This is a genomic window from Bacillus sp. RB3 (assembly GCF_030164735.1).
In the GTDB taxonomy this organism is placed as follows: Bacteria; Bacillota; Bacilli; order Bacillales; family Bacillaceae_G; genus Bacillus_A; species Bacillus_A cereus.
Map to the genome: position 1 here is coordinate 158,673 of NZ_JASNGE010000006.1, position 24,280 is coordinate 182,952.

Genomic DNA, 24,280 nt, shown 5'->3' on the forward strand with positions numbered 1-24,280 from the left:
CTAATACCTCGGCTTTCTCTCTCTAATTTCTTCTACGAATTGTTTATAGTTCTTATAGCGATATTCTGTAATCTTCCCTTCTTCAACCGCAGCTTTCACCGCACATTTCGGTTCAGAAAGATGTGTACACCCTCTAAATTTACAGTATTGGCTCGCTTCTTTCAACTCTGGAAAACAATATGTAAGATCTTCTACTTCTATATCAATGAAATCTAGTGAACTAAAACCCGGTGTATCTGCTACTAGTCCACTCCCAATTGCAATTAATTCTACGTGTCTTGTCGTATGCTTCCCGCGTCCTAAATGGGAAGAAATATCATTTGTTTTCAGCTCTAATTCTGGACGTAGCACATTAAGCATTGAAGATTTCCCAACACCAGATTGGCCCGCAACGACAGAAACACAATTTTCTAAGTATGGTTTTAATATATCAATACTTTCTGACGTATTAATAGAAGTAAATAAAACATCATAACCCATCTCACGATAATCATTCGCATAAGCTTCAACAGTTGCTTTCATCTTTTCATCTACTAAATCCATCTTGCTAATACAAATAATTGGCTTAATGTTATGATATTCAATCAGCACTAAAAATCGATCTAACAGTCCAGGATTAAAATCTGGTTCTACTGCAGAGAACACAAGGATCGCTTGATCGACATTAGCAATAGGAGGTCTAACAAGTTCATTTTTTCGATCAAACACTTCAAGCACATAACCTTCAGTTGGATTATCTGCCTGAAAAACAACTTGGTCTCCTACAAGTGGTGTAATTTTATTTTTTCTAAATACACCTCGCCCACGACATTGCGTAACCCCTTCTTCATGCTGCACGTAATAAAACCCACTTAAAGCTTTTATAATTTTTCCTTCTGGCATAGAATTCTCCTTTTTTGTATAAGGTGATGCTGAATTTAAAAATGAATGGATTTAAATTTTCCAAATAACGATTTCAAAACCTACCATATATACTTTCGCTAATATACATTGAATTTCCCATTAAATGCAAAAAAATATTTACAGCTGCATCACTTTACTAGCTTTTTGAATCATATATTTTTGCCTGCTATACCGTCCACTTTGTAGACAGCATAACAGGCAATAATAATAAGTAGACTTTCACTATTATTGAGTTGGATATGGTACTTCTTTATCAATAATCGTTACTCCATCCCGTACAATTTTATAGTGTCCCTTTGAACCTTCTTGAATTACAAATTCTAAAGAAATAGTCGCTGATTCAGTAATTGTTCTCGTTTCAACCGGTCTATCCATTTTTTGCTGCATGTCTTCTTTATAAATTTCTATTGTTTGCGGCTTTTTTTCACCTGTTACAGCAGGCTCATATGGGATAGAGATATTGTCCACTTTTACCGTTTTAGTCACTTTAGGCTTTTGACCATCAGAGATAATAATAGTTACTTTATCTCCCTCTTTTAATGGTGTACCTGGTTTTGGAAATTGCGAAATTACAAGTCCTTTTTCGACTGTATCTGAATACTCTCGTTTTATATCTGACGTTAGTTTTCTCTCATTCAAATAACCAGTTACACTATTTTCAGTCCACCCCGAAAAGTCACCTGGTCTAATTTGATAAGGCCCTTTACTTACCCAGATTTTCAGTTCTTGCTCCGCTTCTATAACCATCTGATCAGGCGTCGGAATTTGTTCTACAATTTCACCTTTCGGCTTATCATTTTCAATATAATTTACCGTAACTTGTTTATATTTTTCTTCTAACTCAGCTTTTACACTCTCAAAGTTTTGACCTGTGAAATTTGCCATCTTACTTTTCTTTTTTCCACCTGATTGATAGATAGTAATTTTAGCGTTTTCTTTTACGACTCTTCCTGCTACAGGGTCCGTTTTTATTACATCCCCAACTTCAACATCATCTGTATATACAATATTAGGCTCCGTCACCTCAAAGCCCTTTTCTACTAATGTATTTACAGCTGTCGTGTATTTCATACCAGCCACATCAGGAACTTTCACATCTTTCGGAATAAATAATCCTGGAATAACCGTAAGTGCTAATGTTATTCCTATTGCTAAAAATAAAAATGTTGAAATTAAAACTTTAAGCCACTTGTTACTCCGTTTTTTCTTCTTATCTAACTCAGCTGCTTCTGCTCTTATCGGTTCTTCCACCTTACTCCCTTTTAAAACAATCGTTTCATCACTTACATTTTCAAATAATTGTTCTTGTTGAATAATCGGAATCGCTTTCGTCGCTTCCATATCTTCCGGTATGTAAAATGGTTGCTCATTTATCCTCTCTGGATATAGCGCAGTTTCAATATCTCGCTTCATCGCATTGGCAGATTGATATCGGTGAAACGGATCTTTTGCAGTTGCCTTTAATATAATATTTTCAACACTTTGCGGAATATTTTCATTCCATCTTTTTGGTGATGGGATTTCACTTTGTAAATGTTTTAAAGCTATAGCAACAGCAGATTCGCCAGAAAACGGTTGTCTTCCTGTTAACAATTCAAACATAACTATTCCAAGAGAATAGATATCTGATTGTTTATTTGCTATCCCGCCACGTGCCTGTTCTGGTGATAAATAATGGACTGAACCGAGCACTGAATTTGTATGTGTAATTGTTGTTGCACTTGTAGCTGTCGCAATTCCAAAATCTGTTACTTTTATTATTCCATCAGCTCGAATTAAAATATTGTGCGGCTTTATATCACGATGCACAATTTCAAAATGATGGGCATGTGCCATAGCGGATGTTAACTGCTCCATAATATCAAGAGCTTCTCCTATAGGTAACATCCCTCGCTCAATTATGTATTGCTTCAATGTTTGCCCTGGTACATATTCCATGACAAGATAGTATATACCATCTTCTTCTCCGACATCATACATATTCACAATATTTGGATGCGACAACGTTGTAACAGACTGCGCTTCTCGATGGAAACGTTTAATAAACTCTTCGTTATTTGAGTAGTCGAGTCTTAATATTTTTACCGCTACATCTCGGCCAAGTATATCATCATGAGCTAAATATACATTGGCCATTCCGCCACCACCAATCATTTTCAGCAGCTTATAACGGTCATTTAAGCGTTTTCCAATCAGCACGTTGCACTTCACCTACTTTCGTTTGTCGAACCCGCATAATCAATAAGAACAAGTGTGATATTATCTTCTCCACCGCGATCATTTGCCAATTGAATGAGACACTGCCCTTTACCTTCAAGCTGTTCATTTAACTGTAAAATTTGTCGCATATCATCAATAGAAACTTTGTTTGATAACCCATCAGAGCAAAGAAGTAATTGATCATCTTCCTCAATCACCAACGTTTTAACATCTAACCCAACTTTTTCTTCTGTTCCTAATGCTCTTAATAACACATTCTTTTTCGGATGATACTCTGCGTCTTCCTTTGAAATTTCACCATGTTTCACAAGCTCATTTACAAGTGAATGATCTTCCGTTACTAGCGTCATTTCTCCTTCTGATACCATATAGCAACGACTATCTCCTATATGCCCTATTGTCACAAAGCTTGGTGTACAAACAGCTATTATAAGCGTTGTTCCCATACCATTACATTCTGCATTTTGCTGAGCGTATTCATATATACGCTCATTAATAATCCCAACACTAGTATGTAACCATTGTTCTACTTTTTTCGGCTCATTCATATTATGTGTTTGCTTCCAATAATCATGGAATAATTGAATGGCCATCGAGCTAGCTACATCACCAGCTCGATGACCTCCCATTCCATCTGCTACTACCGCTAATACATTTCCATCTAAATTGTGAAAAACTCCTGCACTATCTTCATTATGTTGACGAACTTTTCCTTTATCCGATAGAAATACGGCTTTCATCTCGTCACCTCGTCTCTTCTTTGCGCTCCTTCGCACGCAACTGACCGCAGGCTGCATCAATATCATGACCTTGTTCACGGCGAATCGTTACATTCACTCCACGATCTTTTAACGTTTTCTCGAACAAGAAAATTTGTTCACGTGGCGTACGTACATAATCACGTTCAGGTACGTAGTTTACCGGAATCAAGTTCACATGACATTTTACACCTTTTAAGAGCGCAGCAAGCTCTTCAGCATGCTCTACTTGGTCATTTTCTCCTCCAAATAATCCATATTCAAAAGTAATACGACGCCCTGTTCTATTTACATAGTATTTAATAGCTTCCATTAAATCTGGTAATTTATAAGCACGGTTAATCGGCATTAATTTTGAACGTAATTCTGAGTTTGGAGCATGCAATGAAATCGCAAAATTAATTTGTAGATCTTCTTCAGCAAACTTATAAATTTTCGGGATAATTCCACTCGTCGAAACAGTCATATGTCTCGCACCAATATGAAGTCCTTTTTCATGGTTAATGATGCGTAAGAATCCCATTAAATTATCATAGTTATCAAATGGTTCTCCAATCCCCATAACAACAAGAGAACTTACACGTTCTTCCGTTTCATCAAGCGCACGCTGAACTTCTACTACTTGCGCTACGATTTCTCCAGCTTCTAGGTTTCGCTTTAATCCACCAAGTGTCGAAGCACAGAACGTACACCCAATACGACAACCCACTTGCGTTGTTACACAAATGGAATTTCCATATTCGTGTCGCATTAATACCGTTTCAATAGAATATCCGTCATATAATTGGAATAAGAATTTAATTGTTCCATCCGAAGACGTTTGTTTTACTAACGTGTTTAAAGTAGTAATATCAAAGGAATTCGACAATTTATCACGCAATCCTTTAGAAAGGTTTGACATATCCTCATAATTTTTTACACGTTTTTTATATAACCAATCAAAAATTTGTCCAGCACGGAACTTCGGTTCTCCTTGTTCCTTTAACCAATCTTGCATTTCATGAAGTTGTAAAGAGTAAATTGATGGTTTCTTCGTTTCTAAATTTTTCTTTTGTTTTCTTACAGTCGTTTCCATGATGCTACACCTTCTTCCTTAAACAAGCAATATAAAAGCCATCCGTCGCAAAATAATGCGGTAAAATTTGTACTTGACCTTCATCAATATACGGAGTTAATTTTTCTGGCATACGCTCTTTAAGCGTAGTATCCCATTCAAATTCAAGATGTTCTTGTAAAAATTTCTCTATTACTTGTTCATTTTCTATTTTCTCAATTGTGCACGTACTATAAACAAGACGACCGCCTTGTTTTAATAATGGTGCTATTTTTTCTAGTATTGCAATTTGAATCGTCGATAATCTTTCACTATCGCCTTTATCTTTTCCTAACTTAATATCAGGCTTACGTCTAATTACACCAAATCCAGAACACGGTGCATCTACCAATATTTTATCAAACGTTTCATTTGCAAAGTGCTCTTGCACTTTTCTAGCATCTAGCGCTTTAGTTTCGACATTTTCTAGACCAAGTCGCTCTGCTTGCTGTTTAATTAAACGTACTTTGTGTGCATGTAAATCAAGGGACATGACCTTACCAGTTCCCTTTAATCGTTCCGCGATATGCGTTGTTTTTCCGCCTGGAGCAGCACAACTATCAAGAACTGCATCTCCCGTATTCGGTTCTAAAGCGCGTGCTACAAGCATAGAACTTTCATCTTGAATAGAAAGAAATCCTTTTTTAAACGCTTCTGTATGCGCTACATTTCCTCTTTCAATCTGAATTGCATCATCTGATAAGTCACCACTTTTTGCTTCTATACCTTCACTTGCCAACAACTCAATCGCTTCTTCTACCGTTACCTTATCAACATTCACACGCGCTGTTGGTACAGGGGGTAACATGTTTACTTCGCACATTTTTTCTGCAGTTTCTAAACCGTATTCTGAAGTCCACTCTTGGACAAGCCAAACTGGATGACTTGTTGTAATTGCAAGACGTTCTACTGGATCCTTGATTTCATCTACAGAAGGTACACCTTCTCTCTGAATCGAACGTAATACACCGTTCACCATACCAGCAATTCCTTTATGCCCGCGACGCTTTGCAATCTCAACCGCTTCATGAATAGCCGCTCTTTCTGGCACTCGGTCTAAATAAATCATTTGATATAAAGATAAGCGAAGCAATACTCTTACCCACGCCTCAACCTTCTTTTTTAAAAAAGGCTGTAAATAATAATCTAATGTGTCACGACGTTGAATCGTTCCATATACAATTTCAGTTAATAAACCAATATCTTTTCTATCAATTGCACTTTTTTCAATTAGATTATTTAAAAGTAAGTTGCTATATGCACCACTTTTTTCCACTTGAATTAAACCATCAAGAGCTAATTCACGAACATTTTGTCTCATGCATTTTCTCCTAACTTCGTTCCAATTTCAGGTTTTGTTCCACGTAAAAATTGTGAACAACTCATACGCTTTTTACCAGAAGGTTGCAATTCAGTAATTTTAACACCTGTTTCATTACTCGTTGCTACAACAAAACCATCTTCTTCGATTGCAACAATCGTACCTGCTTCAGCCGGTTCAGTTATAGGCACTTTTTCTCCCCACCATACTTTAACAACTTGTCCCGCTAAAGTTGTATAAGCAACTGGCCATGGATTCAATCCGCGAATGTGATTGTATACTTCTTCACCTGTTTTTGTCCAATCAATTTTCTCTTGCTCACGTTTTATATTGTACGCAAACGTTACTTCTTCTTCGTTTTGTTTAATCGGTTCTAACTTACCTTGGATTAATAAAGGTACTGTTTTGGATAGAAGGTGTGCTCCTGCTTCACTTAATTTATCAAATAATGAGCCTGTCGTTTCACGCTCTTCAATTTCAACTTCCACTTGCGTTAAGATATCACCAGCATCCAATTTTTCTACCATATACATAATTGTAATACCTGTTTTTTCTTTACCTTCCATAATTGCATAATGAATTGGTGCACCACCACGAAGTTCAGGAAGTAAAGAAGCGTGAACATTAATACATCCATACTTCGGTGCTTCTAAAATTTCATTTGGTACAATCTGCCCAAATGCAGCTGTTACAATTAAATCTGGCTCTAATGCCAATACTTTTTCATATTCATCTTTTTCACGAATTTTTAACGGCTGTAACACAGGGATACCATGTTTTTCCGCTTCAACTTTAACAGGTGTAGGTGTTAATACTTTTTTTCTACCTACTGGACGATCAGGTTGCGTCACAACACCTACTACCTCATAGCCATCTTCAATAAGACGACGAAGCACCGGCACTGAAAAGTCCGGTGTTCCCATAAACACTACTTTTATCATTTAAAAACCGCTCCTTTTAACACCTATTCTAGTTCGTTTTCTTCATAATATCTTGTCACTTTCGATGTAAATAAAACACCGTGTAAATGATCGATTTCATGTTGAATTGCACGCGCTAAAAATCCTTCCGCTTCTAATAAGAATACTTTCCCACGGCGATTTTGTGCTCTTACTTTAATATAATCGGCACGTTCTACTTCACCATAAAGTCCCGGGAAGCTTAAACAGCCTTCGGGACCTACTTGTTCACCACGTTTTTCTAATATTGATGGATTGATTAACTCGATTTTCCCAGTATCATCATCGACATCAACAACCGCTACTTGCAAGCTTACACCTACTTGAGGCGCAGCTAAACCGACTCCGTCCGCAATTAACATTGTTTCATGCATATCTTTCAACAATTTCACTAACTTTTTATCAAAGTTAATTACTCTTTCGCATGGTGTTTCTAACACTTCATTTGGATGCTTTATTATTTCTAAAACTGCCATATTTCCCTCCGCTACATTAACATTGTTGGATTAAAATCAATTGAGATTTGTAGCTCTTTTTGCATTTCTGCTTGATAATGTTCATTTACCATTTTGAGCACGTTCTTTAAGTTTGGTTCCCGTTTGTATTTTATCATGCATTGATAACGATATCTATCTTTTATCCTTGGAATCGCTGAAGCAACTGGTCCTAGCACCATTGTTTGCTGTGAGCAATGCGTTCGTAAATACGAGGCAATTTTTTCCGTCACTTGTACCGCTTTTAATAATTCAGGATGAGATACAGTTACGAGTACAACATAGTAATATGGGGGATATTGTCTTGTTCGTCTCATTTGCATTTCTTGGTCAAAAAACACATCATATTGTTGGTTCTTCGCTAACTCTATACTGTAATGTTCTGGCGTATACGTTTGAATCACAACTTCCCCTGGCAATTCATGTCTACCCGCTCGTCCACTTACTTGCGTCAATAGCTGATATGTCTTTTCACTCGCCCGAAAATCAGGTAAGTGAAGCATCGTATCTGCAGTTAACACCCCAACGAGCGTTACTTTCGGAAAATCTAATCCTTTAGCAATCATTTGTGTTCCGAGTAATATATCTGCTTTTTCTTCCCCGAACGCCTTTAATAATTTTTCATGCATTCCTTTTCGACTTGTCGTATCTACATCCATTCGAATGACTCGTGCCTCTGGAAATAGTTTTGTAATTTCTTCTTCTACCTTTTGTGTACCTGTACCAAAGAAACGAATGTATGTACTTTGACAAGCTGGACACTCAGTTGGCATATTCTCTTCGTAACTACAATAATGACATTTTAAACGATGATTCATTTTATGATATGTCAATGAAATATCACAATGCGGACATTGAACAACATACCCACAATCACGGCACATAACAAATGTAGAATGACCTCTTCTATTTAAAAAGAGTACCATTTGTTCTTTCTTTTCTAATCGATCTGCTATTTTTTCATGCAGCGCCTTAGAAAACATTGATCGATTCCCGTCACGAAGTTCTTCTCGCATGTCAACAATCTCTACCGTTGGTAAAGCTTGTTCATTCATACGTTTTTCCATTGTTAATAGTTCATAAACACCTTTTTTCGCCCTTGCAAACGATTCAAGTGTTGGTGTCGCACTACCAAGAACGATAGGACATTTATGATATTGTCCTCTCCAGACAGCTACATCTCTTGCATGATACCTCGGATTATCTTCTTGTTTGTAACTTGATTCATGCTCTTCATCAATAATAATAATCCCTAAATTCTCAAAAGGCGCAAAAACAGCTGAACGCGCACCAACTACAACTTTCACTTCTTTTCTTAAAATCTTACGCCACTCGTCATACTTTTCTCCAACAGACAACGCACTATGAAGAACTGCAACTTGTGAGCCAAACCTACCTTTAAAACGATCCACCATTTGGGGCGTTAGTGCAATTTCAGGAACAAGAACGATAGCTTCTTTTCCTTTCTTGAGCACTGCTGCTATAGATTGTAAATATACTTCTGTCTTTCCACTTCCTGTAACACCATATAGTAAAAATGGATTATAAGTTTCATTTGTAATTGATGATAAAATCGGTGTAATAACTTGTTTTTGTTCCTCCGTAAGTGGAAATGGTTTTGTTTGTTCAAAATCATCATCGTCATACGGATTTCGGTATACTTCCACATACTTTTCTGAAATGAATCCCTTTTTAACAAGTGCTTTTATTGGAGCATCTGTTATTTGTAACTCTTCTGTAATTACTTTCAACGGTGCACTTTTATAATTTTCCACAAAATAATAAAGTACATCTTGTTGTTTTTTACTTTTCAGTTCAAATGCCGCTAATTCCAATTTATCTTCTGGCAACTCCGGCTGAACCACTCTTTGCTTCTTCTTTTGTACTTTATCTTTCACTTGATAAACGACTTCAACCGTACCATTTTTAATTTCTTGTTGAATAGTTCGGTATAAATGTGGCTGTTGCTCGATTACTTCAAAATCAATTGCTTCTTTATCCTGAAATAAATATAGTATTTCAGGTGCTATTTCTTCCTGTTTACAAAGTTGTAGACGTTTTTTATACGTTGCTTTTATCGCAGTTGGAAGCATCACTTGAAAAGCTGAAATCATGTAGCATAACGTTTCACTTGTAAGCCAATATCCAAGCTTTAATAATTCATCATTTAAAACCGGTGTTACATCTAATATTTCATGGATTGTCTTTAACTTCTTACTTTCTACATCCACCGAATCTTTAATCCCAATAATAAAACCTTGCAATTTTCTTGGGCCAAACGGAACTACTACACGCATTCCTGTCTGTACAATATCTTCCCATTTTTTAGGGATAATGTAATCAAATGGTCGATCTGTCTGACGGGCAGGTACATCAACAATTACACTTGCAAATTTCATAAACGATCATCTTCTAACATCATTTCAATTTGCTTCAATATTTCACGAGCTACCTCTTTTTTCATTAAAATTGGCAACTCAATAACTTTTCCATCTTTTCTATACATTGTTACAATATTCGTATCCGTGCCAAATCCAGCTCCTTGCGCTTTTACATCATTCGCGACAATCATATCTGCATTTTTCTCACGTAGTTTTTTCGTTGCATATTCCTCTACATTTGTCGTTTCAGCAGCAAAACCGATAAGTAACTGTTTATCCTTTTTCTGACCTAACGTTTTTAAAATATCCACCGTTCTTTCAAGTTCAATGACAGCATCACCATTTTGCTTTTTCATTTTATTCTCATGAACATATTTCGGACGATAATCTGCAACTGCTGCTGTTTTAATGACAACGTCTACGTTTTGATAATGTTGAAGAACCGCTTCTAACATATCTTGTGCAGATTCCACTTGCACTGTCGTTACATGTAACGGTGGATTTAATGCTGTCGGTCCTGAAACGAGTATAACATCAGCGCCTAAATTCGCTGCCACTTCCGCAATCGCATACCCCATTTTTCCAGAAGAAAAATTTGTCATAAAGCGAACTGGATCAACCTTTTCACGTGTTGGGCCAGCAGTTATTAATATTCTTTTTCCCTGCAATGGTTTGTGTTCTGAGAAAGCTTCCTCTAACCGTGCAATAATTGCTTCAGGTTCTTCTAGTCGTCCCTTCGCTACATATCCACATGCTAAAAAGCCTTCCCCAGGCTCAATAAATGTATATCCTAGCGTTTTCAATGTCATCATATTTTTTTGAACTATTTTATTTTCATACATATGCACATTCATAGCAGGCGCAATCCATACCGGAGCTGTAGTAGCTAACAAAGTAGTTGTAATCATATCATCTGCAATACCACCAGCTAACTTTCCAATACAATTGGCAGTAGCAGGTGCGACAAGTACAACATCCGCCCAATCTGCTAAATCAATATGAGCAATAACAGCTGAGTCTTTCTCATCAAATGTATCCGTATATACATCATGGCGAGAAAGCGCTTGGAATGTAAGAGGCGTAACAAACTTCATTGCCGACTCACTCATCATTACTTTTACAATCGCGCCAGATTGTGTCAATTTACTCGTTAACGCAGCTGCTTTAAAAACCGCAATGCCTCCTGTTACACATAGAAGTATCTTTTTCCCTTTTAGCATATGACTCGTCCTCTTTCTTTTTCAAACTTATAATACTGAAATAGAATTCTCAGCTCGTCAGTACCAATATTTCATTCCTTTCGTAAAAAAATAACAACCTACTTGTAAATAGGTTGTTACCGTTACATAGAAAATTATAAAGTCTATGTTTTATTTTGTCGAAGGCAAAGGCTTATTCAGCTACTTTATCTTCACTTGGTACGTAGCTTAATGCTTCTGCATCGATTTCTTCTAATGCTTTACCTACACATTTATGAGAAACAGGTTTTTCTACAACACAGTTATTAGCAAGTTGCATTTCACGCGCGCGTTTTGCAGCTACTGTTACTAATGTGTACTTAGAATCGATTTTTTGTAGTAATGAGTCAATTGATGGATTTAACATAATTATAGACCCTCCGTCATTTCTTTATAATATTTTGCTACCCTTTCGCGGCGGCAATGTTCGCCAACCACAATTGCTTTAATTCTATCACAAGCTAATTCAACTTGATCGTTTTCTACTACATAGTCGTAAGCGTCCATCATCTCGATTTCTTCTTTCGCTACAGTTAAACGATTTTCAATAACATCTTCAGTCTCTGTACCACGTCCGACAATACGGCTCTTTAGTTCAGATAAACTTGGAGGTGCTAAGAAAATAAATACACCTTCTGGGAAAGCTTTCTTAACTTGAATTGCTCCTTGCACTTCAATTTCTAAGAATACATCTTTTCCTTCTTGTAATGTTTTTTCAACATAGTCAATCGGTGTTCCGTAATAATTACCTACGAACTCAGCCCACTCAAGTAATTTTTCATTACGAATCATTTCCTCGAATTCTTCTCTTTCTTTAAAGAAATAATCCACACCATCTACTTCACCTTCACGCGGCTTACGTGTCGTTACTGAAATAGAGTACTGAAAACGTGTATCCTCATGGCTAAACAGCTCTTTACGAACCGTCCCTTTTCCAACCCCAGAAGGCCCTGAAAGAACGATGAGCAATCCTCTTCTACTTCTCATAAATATGTAAAACCTACCCTTCCTCACTTAAATCTTCTTTATTATTCAAACGATGTGCAATCGTCTCTGGTTGAATTGGACTTAATACAACATGCCCATCATCCATAACAATAACCGCCCTTGTTTTTCTCCCATACGTAGCATCAAGCAAAGCATTATGTTCGCGTGCTTCCTGTACTGTCCGTTTAATAGGAGCTGACTCCGGACTTACAATAGCAATAATTCGATGAGCAGATACAATATTTCCGTATCCAATATTTAAAAACCGCATGGCCATAGTTTGCGCCTCCTAGTAAGTCTATCCGATTTCTCCACCACGTATAACTTTATATATTTTTTGAAAGCTACTCAATATTTTGTACTTGTTCACGAATTTTTTCAAGGTTATTTTTCATTTCTACAACATATTTTGAAATTGTTAAGTCATTTGCCTTAGAACCAATCGTATTAATTTCTCTATGCATCTCTTGCACGATGAAATCCATTTTCCTTCCAACAGGCTCTTCAATCTGCAATGTTTCACGAAATTGCTCTAAATGACTTTGCAAACGAACTAACTCTTCATGAATATCACAACGCTCTGCAAAGATTGCGACTTCTGTTAGCAATCTTTGTTCATCTAGATCTTGATTATGTAATTCTTTTAAGCGATTTTCTAATCGTTCACGATATTTTTGTGTAACAATTGGTGCATGTGGAATAATTGCATTTACACAGTTGCTAATCTCTTGTAAACGATACGCTATATCTTTATGTAATCGTTCTCCTTCGCCATCTCTCATCGTTTTCAACATATGAGCAGCTTGACGAACAGCCTCATATAAACTGTTCTCAAAATGTTCATTTACATTTTCTATTTCTTCAATTGCTGTTACTTCTGGCATTGCCATTAATTGCTGAAGTGTAATAGAATCTTGTAATTGAAATTTTCCTTTTATATCTTCCATCATCGATTGGTACTGCTCAAGAAGTGACCAATTCACACTTAATTTTCTTTCAACAAGTCCTTCACCCGCTATACTAATAGACACTTCAATGCGTCCACGTCGAACTTGCTGTGCAATTATTTTACGAATTTTGTCCTCAAATACCATCATTTGCTTAGGAAGTCGAATACTCATCTCTAAAAAACGGTGGTTCACCGATTTCATTTCTACTGTAATTTGAAAAGTATCACTTTCTACTTTCGATCTTCCAAACCCTGTCATACTAGAAATCATTTTTATCACATCCAAGCCATAAAATAACTCAATGAAAAAGGTAATAGAGACAAGGCTCTACTACCTTCTGTAAATTATATCACATTTTCATAACATTGACTATTTCAAGTTTAATCCCTTCTTATATAATATCGGCTTTTTCTTCTTAGCCTTTTTCCCTGTTAATAAAGAACCTACTAGTAAGAAAGTCGGAATTGATGACAAACCTCCAATTAATAACCAATCTCTTGCTTGTATCGGCATTGTGCTAAAGATTGGTTGTAACGGTGGATAATATATAACCACTAGCATGAGTAGTAACGAAATAATAACCGCCCCTACTAAATACACGTTCCCAAATGGATTACGGTGAAAGACAGAATGCTCACTACGACAATCAAATACATGAATAAGCTGAGCAAGTACCAACGTCGCGAACGCTACAGTTTGTGCATATTTCAGTTCATTTGGATGTTGGTTATACGCAATAATAAACGCCACTAACGTCACTGCTCCAATTAAAAACCCTCGACTTATTATTTTCCACGCAAGCCCTCTAGCGAATACCCCTTCTTTCGGGTGACGCGGTGTTCTCTTCATCACATCTCCTTCAGCCTTATCCAAACCTAATGCCATCGCTGGTAAACCATCAGTAACTAAGTTCACCCATAAAATTTGAATAGGAACCATCGGCAGTGGTAATGCAAGTAACATCGCAAATAACATAACTAAAATTTCTCCAACATTTGACGCCAATAAGTAGCGAATGAACTTACGTATGTTCTCATATATATTTCTTCCTTCTTTAATTGCTGATTTAATTGTAGCAAAATTATCGTCTAGTAAAACAAGTGAAGAGGCTTCTTTCGCAACATCTGTCCCTGTAATTCCCATCGCTATCCCAATATCCGCTGTTTTTATCGCTGGAGCATCGTTCACTCCATCACCTGTCATCGCTACTATATGTCCTTGATTTTGCAGTGCCTTAACAATTTTCAATTTATGCTCAGGTGATACACGAGCGAATACATACGTATCTTCTACAACATTTTCTAATTCCTCCACATCCATATTCGCGAGTTCTACTCCTTCAACAACGCGTCCATCTGGTGGTAAAACTCCTAATTGTTCAGCAATCGCCATTGCTGTCACTTTATGATCACCTGTAATCATTACTGTTCGAATACCAGCTTCTTTACACTCTTTTACCGCCTGCGCCACTTCTGGCCTTGGCGGGTCAATCATACCTTGTATTCCAACCAACATAAAATCTTTTTCAACGTCTCTTTCATGTTCAATAGAATCCGTGACTTTTAAAGGTTTAAACGCAACTGCAATTGTTCGAAGCGCTTGACTACCTAAGCTATGAATAGCCGCCTGTACTTCTTTTCTATATAGCTCACTTAACGGCTGCTGCTTATCCCCCCATAAGATTGTTTGACTCAGTTGCAAAAGAACATCCGGTGCTCCTTTCGTAACAATAAACTTTTTCCCCTCTCGATCTCGTACAATAACACTCATCATTTTTCGAGTTGAATCAAAGGGGAATTCACGAATAATTTCAAATTTCCCTTTTAATGCCTCACGTGTTATCCCAGCTTTCATTGCTGCAGCTACAAGCGCTCCCTCTGTCGGATCTCCATCTAATACGTACGCCTTTTTCTTTTGAATAATATTTGCATTGTTACATAGTGAACCAAATGTAAGTAGCTGATAAAGTGATTTTGTCTTAGCTGGATTCACTTCTTTTTCACCTTTCATAAAAGAGCCATTAGGTTCATATCCTTGCCCTGTCACTTTCCACAATTCTCCGCCTGACCACATATGTGTTACCATCATTTTGTTTTGCGTCATTGTTCCCGTTTTATCAGAGCATATAACAGAAGCGCAGCCTAACGTTTCTACGGCCGGTAACTTCCTTACAATTGCTCTCTTTTTTATCATACGCTGTACACCAAGTGATAAAGCTACTGTAACAATTGCTGGCAATCCTTCTGGAATAGCCGCAACAGCTAGCGATACGCCAGCTAAAAACATATGATATACTTCATTCCCTTGATACACACCAGCCAATACAACGAGCGCTGTCAAAATAAGAGCTACAATAATTAATATTTTTCCGAGCTGTTCTAACCTTCTTTGCAGTGGCGTTTCCATTTGCTCTGCATTTTGCAACATATTTGCAATTTGCCCCATCGCTGTATTCATACCAGTTGCTACAACAACTCCTGTACCAGACCCTCGCGTAATCATTGTCCCCATAAAAGCCATATTTTTTTGATCCCCAATTGCAACATCTTGCCCTTGCAATGCTTCTACCTTCTTTTGTACAGGTACGGACTCCCCTGTCAAAGCAGACTCTTCAATATATAAACTTGATGCCTCAACAAGACGCACATCAGCCCCAATACGATCACCACTGGAAAACTTAATAATATCCCCTAAAACAAGTGCTTTAGATGGTGCTTTTACCCACTTTCCATTCCGCATTACAGTAACTTGCGGAGCGGCTAGTTCCTTTAAAGCTTCCAATGATTTTTCAGCTTTTCTTTCTTGAAAAAAGCCGAGAATACCATTGATAATAACAATGGCAACAATAGCAATAGAATCAATGTATTCACCTAAAAACGCAGAAACAATTGTTGCTCCAAACAAAACGAGTACCATGAAATCTTTAAACTGTGCTAAAAATACCATTAGTGCAGAAGGCCTTTTTGCTTCTTCTAATTCATTAGTACCAAATTTCTTTACTCGCCCTTCTGCTTCTTTCTCTGTAAGTCCAACCTTTACATTCGTATTCGTTCTTTCTTCCACTTCATGTGCTCGCATTCCATACCAGTTCATCCTGCTATCGACCTCCTGATTCCAGACATACTCTATTGAAAGCTTATTCAGCCTCGTCCAAAAAAATGCTATAATTAACATTTAGTTAGAAAGGAGTGTTCATTTATGGCATTCGATGGATTATTTACAAGAGCGATTACACATGAAATTGAAAATTCTCTTTACACAGGAAGAATTTCCAAAATATATCAACCTTCAAAATACGAGATTTTATTACATATTCGAGCGAATGGAAAGAACCAAAAACTAATTCTTTCATCTCATCCTACATATGCGCGTATGCACTTAACGAATCAAAACTACGATTCGCCAGCAATACCGCCGATGTTCTGTATGCTTCTTCGCAAACATTTAGAAGGTGGATTTATTGAAAAAATTGAACAAATCGACTTAGAACGCATTATTCAAATTACAGTTCGCAGTCGTAATGAAATCGGAGACGAATCATTAAAAACATTAGTAATTGAAATAATGGGACGACATAGTAACATTATCTTATTAGATACGAAAACAAACGTGATTTTAGATAGCTTAAAACACGTTTCATTAGCCGTAAACCGTCACCGAACTGTATATGCTGGTGCTGAGTACGTCGCGCCACCAGCCCAACATAAAATCAATCCTCTGCAAATTGAAACCGCAGATGATTTTATTAGACCGCTAGACTTTCTATCTGGAAATATGGATAAACAACTCGTCGGTGCTTTCATGGGAATATCCCCATTATTTGCAAAAGAAGTAGTAAAGAAAGCCGGTATGGCAAACGAGAAAGCATTATCAGAAGCATTTTTCTCTATACAAACACCATTACTATCTCATGCATATACACCTACAATGATTACTGCAAATGGAAAAGAATTCTTTTATCTTTTCCCTCTTACACACTTGCAAGGAGAAGAAAAAACATTCTCATCAGTGAGCGAATTGTTAGATCGTTTCTTCTTTGGCAAAGCAGAACGTGATCGTGTAAAACAACAAGCTCATGATTTAGAACGCTTTATGCAAAACGAAAAAAATAAAAACGAGAAAAAACTCATTAAACTCGAAAAAACACTGCAAGATGCTGGAAAAGCAGATAAATATCAACTATTTGGAGAGCTACTTACAGCCAATATGTACGCTTTAAAAAAGGGCGATAAAGATATTGAGGTCGTTAATTATTACGATGAGAATGGTGGAACTGTAAAAATTACATTAGATCCTTTAAAAACACCATCTGAAAATGCACAACGCTATTTCCAAAAGTATCAAAAAGCAAAAAATTCAGTTGTTGTTGTAGAAGAACAAATCGAAAAAACAAATGAAGAAATTCTTTATTTTGATAGCTTACTTCAACAAATGGAAGCTGCTTCTTCAAAAGATATTGAAGAAATTCGTGAGGAATTAGCTGAAGAAGGTTATGTGCGCAATCGCAAAACGAAAAACGCAAAGAAAAAGCCTACTAAACCAGTATTAGATAAATATGTAGCAAGTGATGGCACAGAGATTTTCGTTGGTAAAAACAATAAACAAAATGATTATTTAACAACGAAGTTTGCCCGCCGTGATGAAATTTGGTTACATACGAAAGACATACCTGGCTCTCACGTTGTCATTCGTTCTTTAGAGCCTGCTGAAGAAACTTTACTAGAAGCTGCCAAAATTGCTGCCTATTACAGTAAAGCGAAAGAGTCTAGCTCTGTACCTGTTGATTTCACCAAAATACGCCATGTCAAAAAACCGAGTGGTGCAAAACTTGGTTTTGTTACGTACGACAATCAGCAAACCGTATATGTAACACCAGATGCTGATATTGTAATGAAATTAAAAGCGTAAATAAAAAATGCGTTGCTTATAAGCAACGCATTTTTTTATATTCGTTCACACTAATTCATATACCCATTTACTAATTCATAACACCTTGCTTTTGTCATCTTATATTTCTCTTCTGAGGCTTCGATACGCCTCATCGTTCCGTTATTTGTATCAGTACCAATTGCTTTAACTTTACTTTCTTTTTCTTTAACCCACGCAATTTGTTTCGTTTTTAACGACTGGAACGCATCAGCTGACATCGTACTTTTTAATGTACTGTAAATTTCATTTAGTTTATTATCCCACAGTTCATAATTTCCTTCTATTTCATTTACTATATCATTGGTTGACATAGCATTCGTATGTTTTTCTTGTTTATCTATAGCAGCTAATTCGCTTAAAACATTTGCTCTATCTATCTTTGAAGAAGATTCTTTTTGCGATTGTTTCTCGTCTTTTGAGCCTGTATACGCACTGGAATCCTTTCTCTTTACTTGTTCTGTTTCTTGAATATTTCTTTCGTTACTTTTTCATACCTATTTTCATCTACATTGTATGAAATAAGAGATGTTTTCGCATTTACAGTAATTAATCCGTTACTATCTTTGAATATATATTTCTTATCGCCACTATTTTCTTCACTTACAAATGACACATTCTTATCGTCTGGCATTTGTAAAATTCTATTTGCTTCTTCTTTTGTAAGTTTTAAATCTTCAGGAAAAACGAATGACCATTTATCCATTAACCATTCCCCTTCTTTATACACCAAATGAAATTCCCATTCTTGGGCCGCATGACCTATTTCATCTTCTAAACTTAATGTATGTACCGTTAAATTTTCTTTATCTTGTGAAGAAGAAAATCTTATTTCAGATTGAAAATAATTTGGGAATGGTAACATATCAGTCTCTCTCGATCTATTAAAGTTATTAAGCAATTCAGGAAGCTGATTCTCTACAAACTTTTTTGAAACTAATCCCTTAACTCCTTTTTTAACTGTCTCTAAATCCCCAGGATTATTTCGGCTCCATCCATTTTCTTTTTCCATCTCACTAAACGCGTTTGCTATTCCATCTACACTCTTTCTTACAATCTTTTTTGCTTCTTTTTCTGTCACTTCTGGCGCTTCATCAAGCTGGTCAATCATTTTATTCACTTGAACTTTGTTTTCACTTGTTTCACACCCCGTTATAACAAGCATACTAGCGGCCAAACAAAATGACATTACTTTACTTAATTTCTTCATACATTCACATTCCTTAACCCAATTTTTTCGTTACATCTCTTTACCTACAAAAAACGTAACAATCCCTTATTATACCAATTTTTTAATTTATTTATACAAAAAATATAATATTTAAATTAAAAAGATTTTGTTTGCAAGTTTACATTATTGTTCATTCACATAAAAACTTACTGTAAAAATTTTATATATATTTATTTTACATCCGTCTAGTTTTTTTGACACACAGCTACCCTCTTCTCTTTTATTCTAAATAAATATATTGGCACAATTCTTGCTTTATTAATGTAAAAAGGAGGAATTAAAATGAATATAAGAATAACTAACATCCAAAAACAACTACATAATTACGGAATCGACGGGTTACTTATTACAAAGAAAGAAAACCGTCAATACGCAACAGGCTTTACAGGTAGCGCTGGCGTCGTCTTAATCTCTGCCGATCAAGCTGTTTTTATCACTGATTTCCGCTATGTAGATCAAGCGAAATCACAAATAAAAGATGCTGAAATTATTATGCATAAAAGAAATTTAGAAAAAGAAATTGCACATCAAGTATCGAAATTAAACATTCAAAAACTTGGAATTGAAGAAAACAACATGACATTGCAACAATATAAAAACTTGCAAAAATACGTACAGGCGGAAATGATTCAAGTGTGCGAAATTATCGAAAATATTCGTATCATTAAAGACACGCCTGAAATAGAAACAATGAAAATTGCAGCTAATATCGCGGACGAAGCATTTCACCACATTCTTACGTTTCTAAAACCAGGAATAAGTGAAAATGCTGTACGAGATGAATTAGAATTTTTCATGCGAAAAAAAGGGGCTACATCTTCTTCATTCCAAATTATTGTAGCCTCAGGCGTTCGTTCTTCACTTCCCCATGGAGTTGCATCAAATAAAATAATCGAACGAGGGGATATCGTTACATTAGACTTCGGTGCACTTTACGACGGATATTGTTCCGATATAACACGTACTGTAGCAATAGGGGAACCATCGGAAGAATTCAAAAAAATATACAATGTTGTACGAGAAGCGTTAAAACGTGGGACTGAAGCGATTAAGCCTGGAGAAACTGCGAAAAGTATCGATGATATAACGAGGGATTACATTACAGAACATGGATACGGTCAATACTTTGGCCACTCTACTGGGCACGGTCTTGGGTTAGAAATACATGAACCGCTTCGCCTATCCCAAGAAAGTAAGGTAACTTTACAAGAAGGTATGGTTGTTACAGTTGAGCCGGGCATTTACATACCGAACTGGGGCGGTTGTAGAATTGAAGACGATATCGTCATTACAAAAGAAGGCTATGAAGTTATTACAAAATCAAATCGGGAACTAATTGTTATTCCTTGTTGAAATCATAGAAAAAAATGCCACCGAATAAGGTGGCATTTTCTTTTATTCATTAACGAATAACTTTTCGTTTACTTTTTTAACGATTACCACTACCGACATTAATATACATATTAAATACAGCATTTTCGCAATAAATAACCACCCTTAAAACATTACAATTCCATCTATTATCTCATTTCCTTTCAATAGCAAAAACGGATTTGTGCTAATAATAATGACAAACTCGATACTGAAAACAAATTTCTTTTTTCGGCTATATGCTTTCCATTCATTCCAACGATACATAGATGCAAAAATCAATACTCCTATACATAATATAGCTGGTACCCAGTCACTGTTAAGGAATTGTCCTGAAATAACTGATAATAGTAAACAAACGAGCACACCATAATATCCTATTTTCTCTCTCATTCGTACTCCCCCATTCTACTTCTCCTTTAATACGTAACTTGCTATGCTTATAATAATTCTTAGAAAAATAACAGCTATAATTACAATATAAAGACCTTTTGCAGACGACATCCATTCTTGAAAAATAGACGTTTTCTCTATTTGTTTCTGCCCTTCTATTAAAATAAACCCTACGAAAAATGAGCAAACAACAATGACACCTATCATAATTCCGATACTTTTCTTACTATATTGTTTCATATCATCCCAGTTATATAACAGTATAAAAACAAAGCCGAAAACAGGTATGATACTGATCCATTCATTGTTTGTAAACAAATTTAAAGTGATTAATAGACTACAAGATATGGTAAATCCCCAAAACCCAATTTTTTTGCACATAAGTTCTCCTTCAATTCCATTTTTAGGATTTTTTGTATTGTAACACCCATTTATCATTCTTACCATTACAGTACATGAAATTTCATTTTTTCTTTTTCCTATACTCACATACTTTCACTGCTTTCATACAATACACTACACGAATGCCTAAAGGATGTGAATGTTATGGGAGTTGAATTAACGCTATTACACGCTCTCTACATTATTTGTTTACTCACTATTATTACCTTTTTTATTCTCCGAAAAGATACGACTATCATTTGTATCGTTTTTATCTTTTTATTAGCATTAACTGCAACAAGTTCTATCCCTCTTGCCATTAGCGGAATTTTTCAAAGTTTCATTTACGCCATTACTGAGCTATTACCAACTATATTAATCATCTCCATTATCGTATCAATGAGCAATTTACTCGTTCATACTGGCATAAATGATACGATGATTTCACCATTTACAAAAATGATTCGTACACCTACACTCGCCTACTGGATTATCGGCCTTTTAATGATGACCATTTCTTTCTTCTTTTGGCCTTCTCCAGCTGTCGCCTTAATGGGAGCTATTTTATTACCGGTTGCTGTACGTGTCGGCCTTCCTCCAATTGGGGTTGCAATTGCTATGAACTTATTTGGACACGGCATCGCCTTATCTGGAGACTTCGTTATTCAAGGTGCACCGAAATTAACTGCAGACGCGGCTGGTCTCCCTGTTTCCAGCATCGTATCTGCAAGTGTTCCACTCGTTATCGTTATGGGCATTGTGACAACTTCTGTCGCTTTTTTCTTCTTACGAAAAGAGTTTCATACAGGCTTATCTATACAAGAAGCTATTCCATCAACTGAGTCTTCTAAAACGCTCACTTCATTATCTTCTCGCATAAAAAAATGGCTCGCTATTTGTATCCCTATCATATATATCATTGATATCCTTTGCATGATTCAATTTAAATTACAAGGAAGCGACGCAACTGCACTTATCGGCGGAACGACTGTTATTATGATTATCATCATTTCCCTCATCGCCTACAAAGGAAATGGACTGAATAAAACGACCGATTATTTCATAGAAGGGCTCCAATTTGGCTTTAAAATTTTCGGACCAGTTATTCCTATCGCTGCACTCTTTTATTTAGGAGATAGTGGATTTGTAAAAATTATCGGGGACTATTTACCGAAAGGTTCACACGGAATCATTAACGACTTAGGCATCGCTTTATCTCAAACTGTTCCTTTAAATCAATATGTATCGGCAGGGACATTAACCATCGTTGGTGTCATTACCGGCTTAGATGGATCAGGTTTTTCAGGTATATCACTTGCTGGTTCCATTGCCAATCTTTTTGGAACAGCACTTGGCCATGGAACAGCTACATTAACAGCACTCGGGCAAATTGCAGCTATATGGACCGGGGGCGGGACGTTAATTCCTTGGGCACTTATTCCTGCTGCTGCGATTTGTAAAGTCGATCCATTTGAACTTGCACGCCGAAACTTTTTACCGGTTGTTATCGGTTTAATTGTCACCACGATCGTTGCGATGTTTATTCTATAACGTAAGCAAGTGTTCTCTTGCTTACGTTTTTTGCTTGTAAAATTCATCATGAATTATCAGTTTTCAAGAGGGATTCGTTATTACTTAGCGAAATTATATTAGGAGAGTAATTATTTCAAAACGTTTACGAGAAACAGATTACTGCAATTAGAAAAGGGGACATACCTATGAATGAATTGATTTTCGTCTTATTAATTTGTCCATTACTTATCTTTATCGTTTCTGTTATTGGAACGCGCAAGACGAAAACGTATTACGTAATGCCGATTGTAACGTTTGCTAGTTTTTTAATAATAGGTGTTATCGCCTTTACTCCAAAATTTTTCTTTTGGGTTGGCATGTACAGCATCTTCTCATTTATTGTTTCTTATATGACTTTATTGTTTGTAAGAGGATATGAGCTTGCAGAAAGCGCTAAGTAGTTAAGGAGATTGTAATATGATTTTCTTTGATATTGATGGAACTTTACTTGATTATGAGGCTGCAGAAAGAAATGGTATTATAGATTTTTTTCAAATATATAATACTATTTTTTCAGGCAATGAATTAGAGGCAACGAAAGTCTGGCATGAATTATCAGAAGAATATTTCAACAAATTTTTGTCCAAAGAATTATCTTTTCAGGAACAACAAAGGATGCGAATGTATCATTTATTTAAAGCATATGGAGTAAACTTATCCCCCGAGGAATCTCAGCATAAATTCAATCAATATATAGAACTATATAAGAACAACTGGACCGCATTTGAAGATGTAAACTATACATTACAGACCTTGCAGGAAAAAGGGTACTCATTAGGTATCATTAGTAATGGTGAATATGAGCAACAAGTCGAAAAGTTAACTACTCTAAACATTCTACAATATTTCAAATATATATTTACTTCTAGTGAACTTGGGATATCGAAACCAGATCCTGAAATTTTTCACAGAAGTGTATTACAATCGAATCTTGAAATGAAAGATTGCTATTATATTGGCGATCGATTAGAGACTGATGCGATTAGTAGTACAGCAGCTGGGATGCAAGGGATATGGTTGAATCGGGATAACTCACAAATCAAGTACGATATTCCTACTATCTGTTCGTTACATGAAATTATAACAATGATATAAAAAAACG

Annotated in this window: 20 protein-coding genes and 2 pseudogenes; 5 read left to right on the forward strand and 17 right to left on the reverse strand. The window is 36.2% G+C overall.

Going from position 1 to position 24,280, the window contains the following annotated elements; translation table 11 throughout:
• From rsgA to QO049_RS11160, 14 genes are all read right to left on the reverse strand, one after another.
• Complete coding sequence (gene rsgA, locus QO049_RS11095) at positions 1-882, reverse strand: ribosome small subunit-dependent GTPase A (RefSeq protein WP_001113932.1); 882 nt, start codon at positions 880-882, stop codon at positions 1-3.
• 246 nt (positions 883-1,128) lie between these two features.
• Entirely contained in the window at positions 1,129-3,102 is a 1,974-nt protein-coding gene (pknB, locus tag QO049_RS11100) for a Stk1 family PASTA domain-containing Ser/Thr kinase (protein WP_000904748.1), read from the reverse strand.
• Positions 3,103-3,110: 8 nt separating this feature from the next.
• Positions 3,111-3,863 carry a Stp1/IreP family PP2C-type Ser/Thr phosphatase gene (locus QO049_RS11105; protein WP_000648703.1) on the reverse strand — a complete coding sequence of 251 codons (753 nt, stop codon included), beginning with the start codon at positions 3,861-3,863 and terminating at the stop codon, positions 3,111-3,113.
• A 4-nt stretch (positions 3,864-3,867) separates the two neighbouring features.
• Positions 3,868-4,956 (reverse strand): dual-specificity RNA methyltransferase RlmN, encoded by a 1,089-nt coding sequence (gene rlmN / locus QO049_RS11110; RefSeq protein WP_000450541.1) that lies wholly within the window; start codon positions 4,954-4,956, stop codon positions 3,868-3,870.
• A gap of 4 nt (positions 4,957-4,960) precedes the next feature.
• The gene (gene rsmB / locus QO049_RS11115; protein WP_246961021.1) at positions 4,961-6,295 is read right to left on the reverse strand and encodes a 16S rRNA (cytosine(967)-C(5))-methyltransferase RsmB; all 1,335 of its coding nucleotides are present in this window, start codon (positions 6,293-6,295) and stop codon (positions 4,961-4,963) included.
• On the reverse strand, positions 6,292-7,236 hold the full coding sequence (fmt, locus tag QO049_RS11120; RefSeq protein WP_000598804.1) for a methionyl-tRNA formyltransferase: 945 nt from the start codon (positions 7,234-7,236) through the stop codon (positions 6,292-6,294). Before fmt ends, rsmB begins: the two co-directional genes overlap by 4 nt.
• A 23-nt stretch (positions 7,237-7,259) precedes the next feature.
• The gene (gene def, locus QO049_RS11125) at positions 7,260-7,730 is read right to left on the reverse strand and encodes a peptide deformylase (protein WP_000279455.1); all 471 of its coding nucleotides are present in this window, start codon (positions 7,728-7,730) and stop codon (positions 7,260-7,262) included.
• Between the two features lie 11 nt (positions 7,731-7,741).
• Positions 7,742-10,147, reverse strand: a complete 2,406-nt coding sequence (priA, locus tag QO049_RS11130) for a primosomal protein N' (protein ID WP_000666715.1) — start codon at positions 10,145-10,147, stop codon at positions 7,742-7,744.
• Positions 10,144-11,349, reverse strand: a complete 1,206-nt coding sequence (coaBC, locus tag QO049_RS11135) for a bifunctional phosphopantothenoylcysteine decarboxylase/phosphopantothenate--cysteine ligase CoaBC (protein WP_000911749.1) — start codon at positions 11,347-11,349, stop codon at positions 10,144-10,146. The genes priA and coaBC overlap by 4 nt, the downstream gene beginning before the upstream one ends.
• A gap of 172 nt (positions 11,350-11,521) precedes the next feature.
• Positions 11,522-11,734 (reverse strand): DNA-directed RNA polymerase subunit omega, encoded by a 213-nt coding sequence (gene rpoZ, locus QO049_RS11140; RefSeq protein ID WP_000933960.1) that lies wholly within the window; start codon positions 11,732-11,734, stop codon positions 11,522-11,524.
• A 2-nt stretch (positions 11,735-11,736) separates the two neighbouring features.
• Positions 11,737-12,354, reverse strand: a complete 618-nt coding sequence (gmk, locus tag QO049_RS11145) for a guanylate kinase (RefSeq protein WP_001257741.1) — start codon at positions 12,352-12,354, stop codon at positions 11,737-11,739.
• Positions 12,355-12,367: 13 nt separating this feature from the next.
• Entirely contained in the window at positions 12,368-12,631 is a 264-nt protein-coding gene (gene remA / locus QO049_RS11150; protein WP_001251456.1) for an extracellular matrix/biofilm regulator RemA, read from the reverse strand.
• 67 nt (positions 12,632-12,698) lie between these two features.
• Positions 12,699-13,574 carry a YicC/YloC family endoribonuclease gene (locus QO049_RS11155; protein ID WP_000625869.1) on the reverse strand — a complete coding sequence of 292 codons (876 nt, stop codon included), beginning with the start codon at positions 13,572-13,574 and terminating at the stop codon, positions 12,699-12,701.
• Between the two features lie 99 nt (positions 13,575-13,673).
• Complete coding sequence (locus tag QO049_RS11160) at positions 13,674-16,397, reverse strand: calcium-translocating P-type ATPase, SERCA-type (protein ID WP_001104775.1); 2,724 nt, start codon at positions 16,395-16,397, stop codon at positions 13,674-13,676.
• Between the two features lie 105 nt (positions 16,398-16,502).
• On the opposite strand from QO049_RS11160, the gene QO049_RS11165 reads away from it, so the two are divergent.
• Entirely contained in the window at positions 16,503-18,212 is a 1,710-nt protein-coding gene (locus QO049_RS11165; protein ID WP_000863279.1) for an Rqc2 family fibronectin-binding protein, read from the forward strand.
• A 50-nt stretch (positions 18,213-18,262) separates the two neighbouring features.
• Here QO049_RS11165 and QO049_RS11170 read toward each other — a convergent pair.
• Positions 18,263-19,440, reverse strand: a pseudogene (locus QO049_RS11170) (lysozyme inhibitor LprI family protein).
• A gap of 303 nt (positions 19,441-19,743) precedes the next feature.
• On the opposite strand from QO049_RS11170, the gene QO049_RS11175 reads away from it, so the two are divergent.
• The gene (locus QO049_RS11175) at positions 19,744-20,814 is read left to right on the forward strand and encodes a M24 family metallopeptidase (RefSeq protein WP_284489275.1); all 1,071 of its coding nucleotides are present in this window, start codon (positions 19,744-19,746) and stop codon (positions 20,812-20,814) included.
• Between the two features lie 42 nt (positions 20,815-20,856).
• On the opposite strand, the pseudogene QO049_RS11180 reads toward QO049_RS11175, so the two are convergent.
• Together QO049_RS11180 and QO049_RS11185 are read right to left on the reverse strand one after the other, a co-directional pair.
• Positions 20,857-21,225, reverse strand: a pseudogene (locus tag QO049_RS11180) (YoqO family protein).
• Positions 21,226-21,240: 15 nt separating this feature from the next.
• Positions 21,241-21,606, reverse strand: a complete 366-nt coding sequence (locus QO049_RS11185; protein WP_246961031.1) for a YoqO family protein — start codon at positions 21,604-21,606, stop codon at positions 21,241-21,243.
• A gap of 165 nt (positions 21,607-21,771) precedes the next feature.
• On the opposite strand from QO049_RS11185, the gene QO049_RS11190 reads away from it, so the two are divergent.
• The 3 genes from QO049_RS11190 to QO049_RS11200 all read left to right on the forward strand — a co-directional run bounded on the left by QO049_RS11190 (position 21,772) and on the right by QO049_RS11200 (position 24,273).
• Complete coding sequence (locus QO049_RS11190) at positions 21,772-23,157, forward strand: hypothetical protein (RefSeq protein WP_000537865.1); 1,386 nt, start codon at positions 21,772-21,774, stop codon at positions 23,155-23,157.
• Between the two features lie 167 nt (positions 23,158-23,324).
• Positions 23,325-23,579 carry a YbeF family protein gene (locus QO049_RS11195; protein WP_001003933.1) on the forward strand — a complete coding sequence of 85 codons (255 nt, stop codon included), beginning with the start codon at positions 23,325-23,327 and terminating at the stop codon, positions 23,577-23,579.
• Between the two features lie 16 nt (positions 23,580-23,595).
• Positions 23,596-24,273, forward strand: a complete 678-nt coding sequence (locus QO049_RS11200; RefSeq protein WP_000575795.1) for an HAD family hydrolase — start codon at positions 23,596-23,598, stop codon at positions 24,271-24,273.
• Positions 24,274-24,280: the final 7 nt, after the last annotated feature.

Bases quoted from the DNA above. Each gene is read 5' to 3' on its own strand.
- rpoZ (WP_000933960.1), bottom strand. From the start codon at position 11,734: ATGTTAAATCCATCAATTGACTCATTACTACAAAAAATCGATTCTAAG.
- rlmN (WP_000450541.1), bottom strand. From the start codon at position 4,956: ATGGAAACGACTGTAAGAAAACAAAAGAAAAATTTAGAAACGAAGAAA.
- QO049_RS11105 (WP_000648703.1), bottom strand. From the start codon at position 3,863: ATGAAAGCCGTATTTCTATCGGATAAAGGAAAAGTTCGTCAACATAAT.
- rsgA (WP_001113932.1), bottom strand. From the start codon at position 882: ATGCCAGAAGGAAAAATTATAAAAGCTTTAAGTGGGTTTTATTACGTG.
- QO049_RS11155 (WP_000625869.1), bottom strand. From the start codon at position 13,574: ATGATTTCTAGTATGACAGGGTTTGGAAGATCGAAAGTAGAAAGTGAT.
- priA (WP_000666715.1), bottom strand. From the start codon at position 10,147: ATGAAATTTGCAAGTGTAATTGTTGATGTACCTGCCCGTCAGACAGAT.
- coaBC (WP_000911749.1), bottom strand. From the start codon at position 11,349: ATGCTAAAAGGGAAAAAGATACTTCTATGTGTAACAGGAGGCATTGCG.
- QO049_RS11175 (WP_284489275.1), top strand. From the start codon at position 19,744: ATGAATATAAGAATAACTAACATCCAAAAACAACTACATAATTACGGA.
- fmt (WP_000598804.1), bottom strand. From the start codon at position 7,236: ATGATAAAAGTAGTGTTTATGGGAACACCGGACTTTTCAGTGCCGGTG.
- QO049_RS11195 (WP_001003933.1), top strand. From the start codon at position 23,325: ATGAATGAATTGATTTTCGTCTTATTAATTTGTCCATTACTTATCTTT.
- rsmB (WP_246961021.1), bottom strand. From the start codon at position 6,295: ATGAGACAAAATGTTCGTGAATTAGCTCTTGATGGTTTAATTCAAGTG.
- def (WP_000279455.1), bottom strand. From the start codon at position 7,730: ATGGCAGTTTTAGAAATAATAAAGCATCCAAATGAAGTGTTAGAAACA.
- QO049_RS11165 (WP_000863279.1), top strand. From the start codon at position 16,503: ATGGCATTCGATGGATTATTTACAAGAGCGATTACACATGAAATTGAA.
- remA (WP_001251456.1), bottom strand. From the start codon at position 12,631: ATGGCCATGCGGTTTTTAAATATTGGATACGGAAATATTGTATCTGCT.
- QO049_RS11160 (WP_001104775.1), bottom strand. From the start codon at position 16,397: ATGAACTGGTATGGAATGCGAGCACATGAAGTGGAAGAAAGAACGAAT.
- gmk (WP_001257741.1), bottom strand. From the start codon at position 12,354: ATGAGAAGTAGAAGAGGATTGCTCATCGTTCTTTCAGGGCCTTCTGGG.
- QO049_RS11190 (WP_000537865.1), top strand. From the start codon at position 21,772: ATGGGAGTTGAATTAACGCTATTACACGCTCTCTACATTATTTGTTTA.
- QO049_RS11185 (WP_246961031.1), bottom strand. From the start codon at position 21,606: ATGTGCAAAAAAATTGGGTTTTGGGGATTTACCATATCTTGTAGTCTA.
- QO049_RS11200 (WP_000575795.1), top strand. From the start codon at position 23,596: ATGATTTTCTTTGATATTGATGGAACTTTACTTGATTATGAGGCTGCA.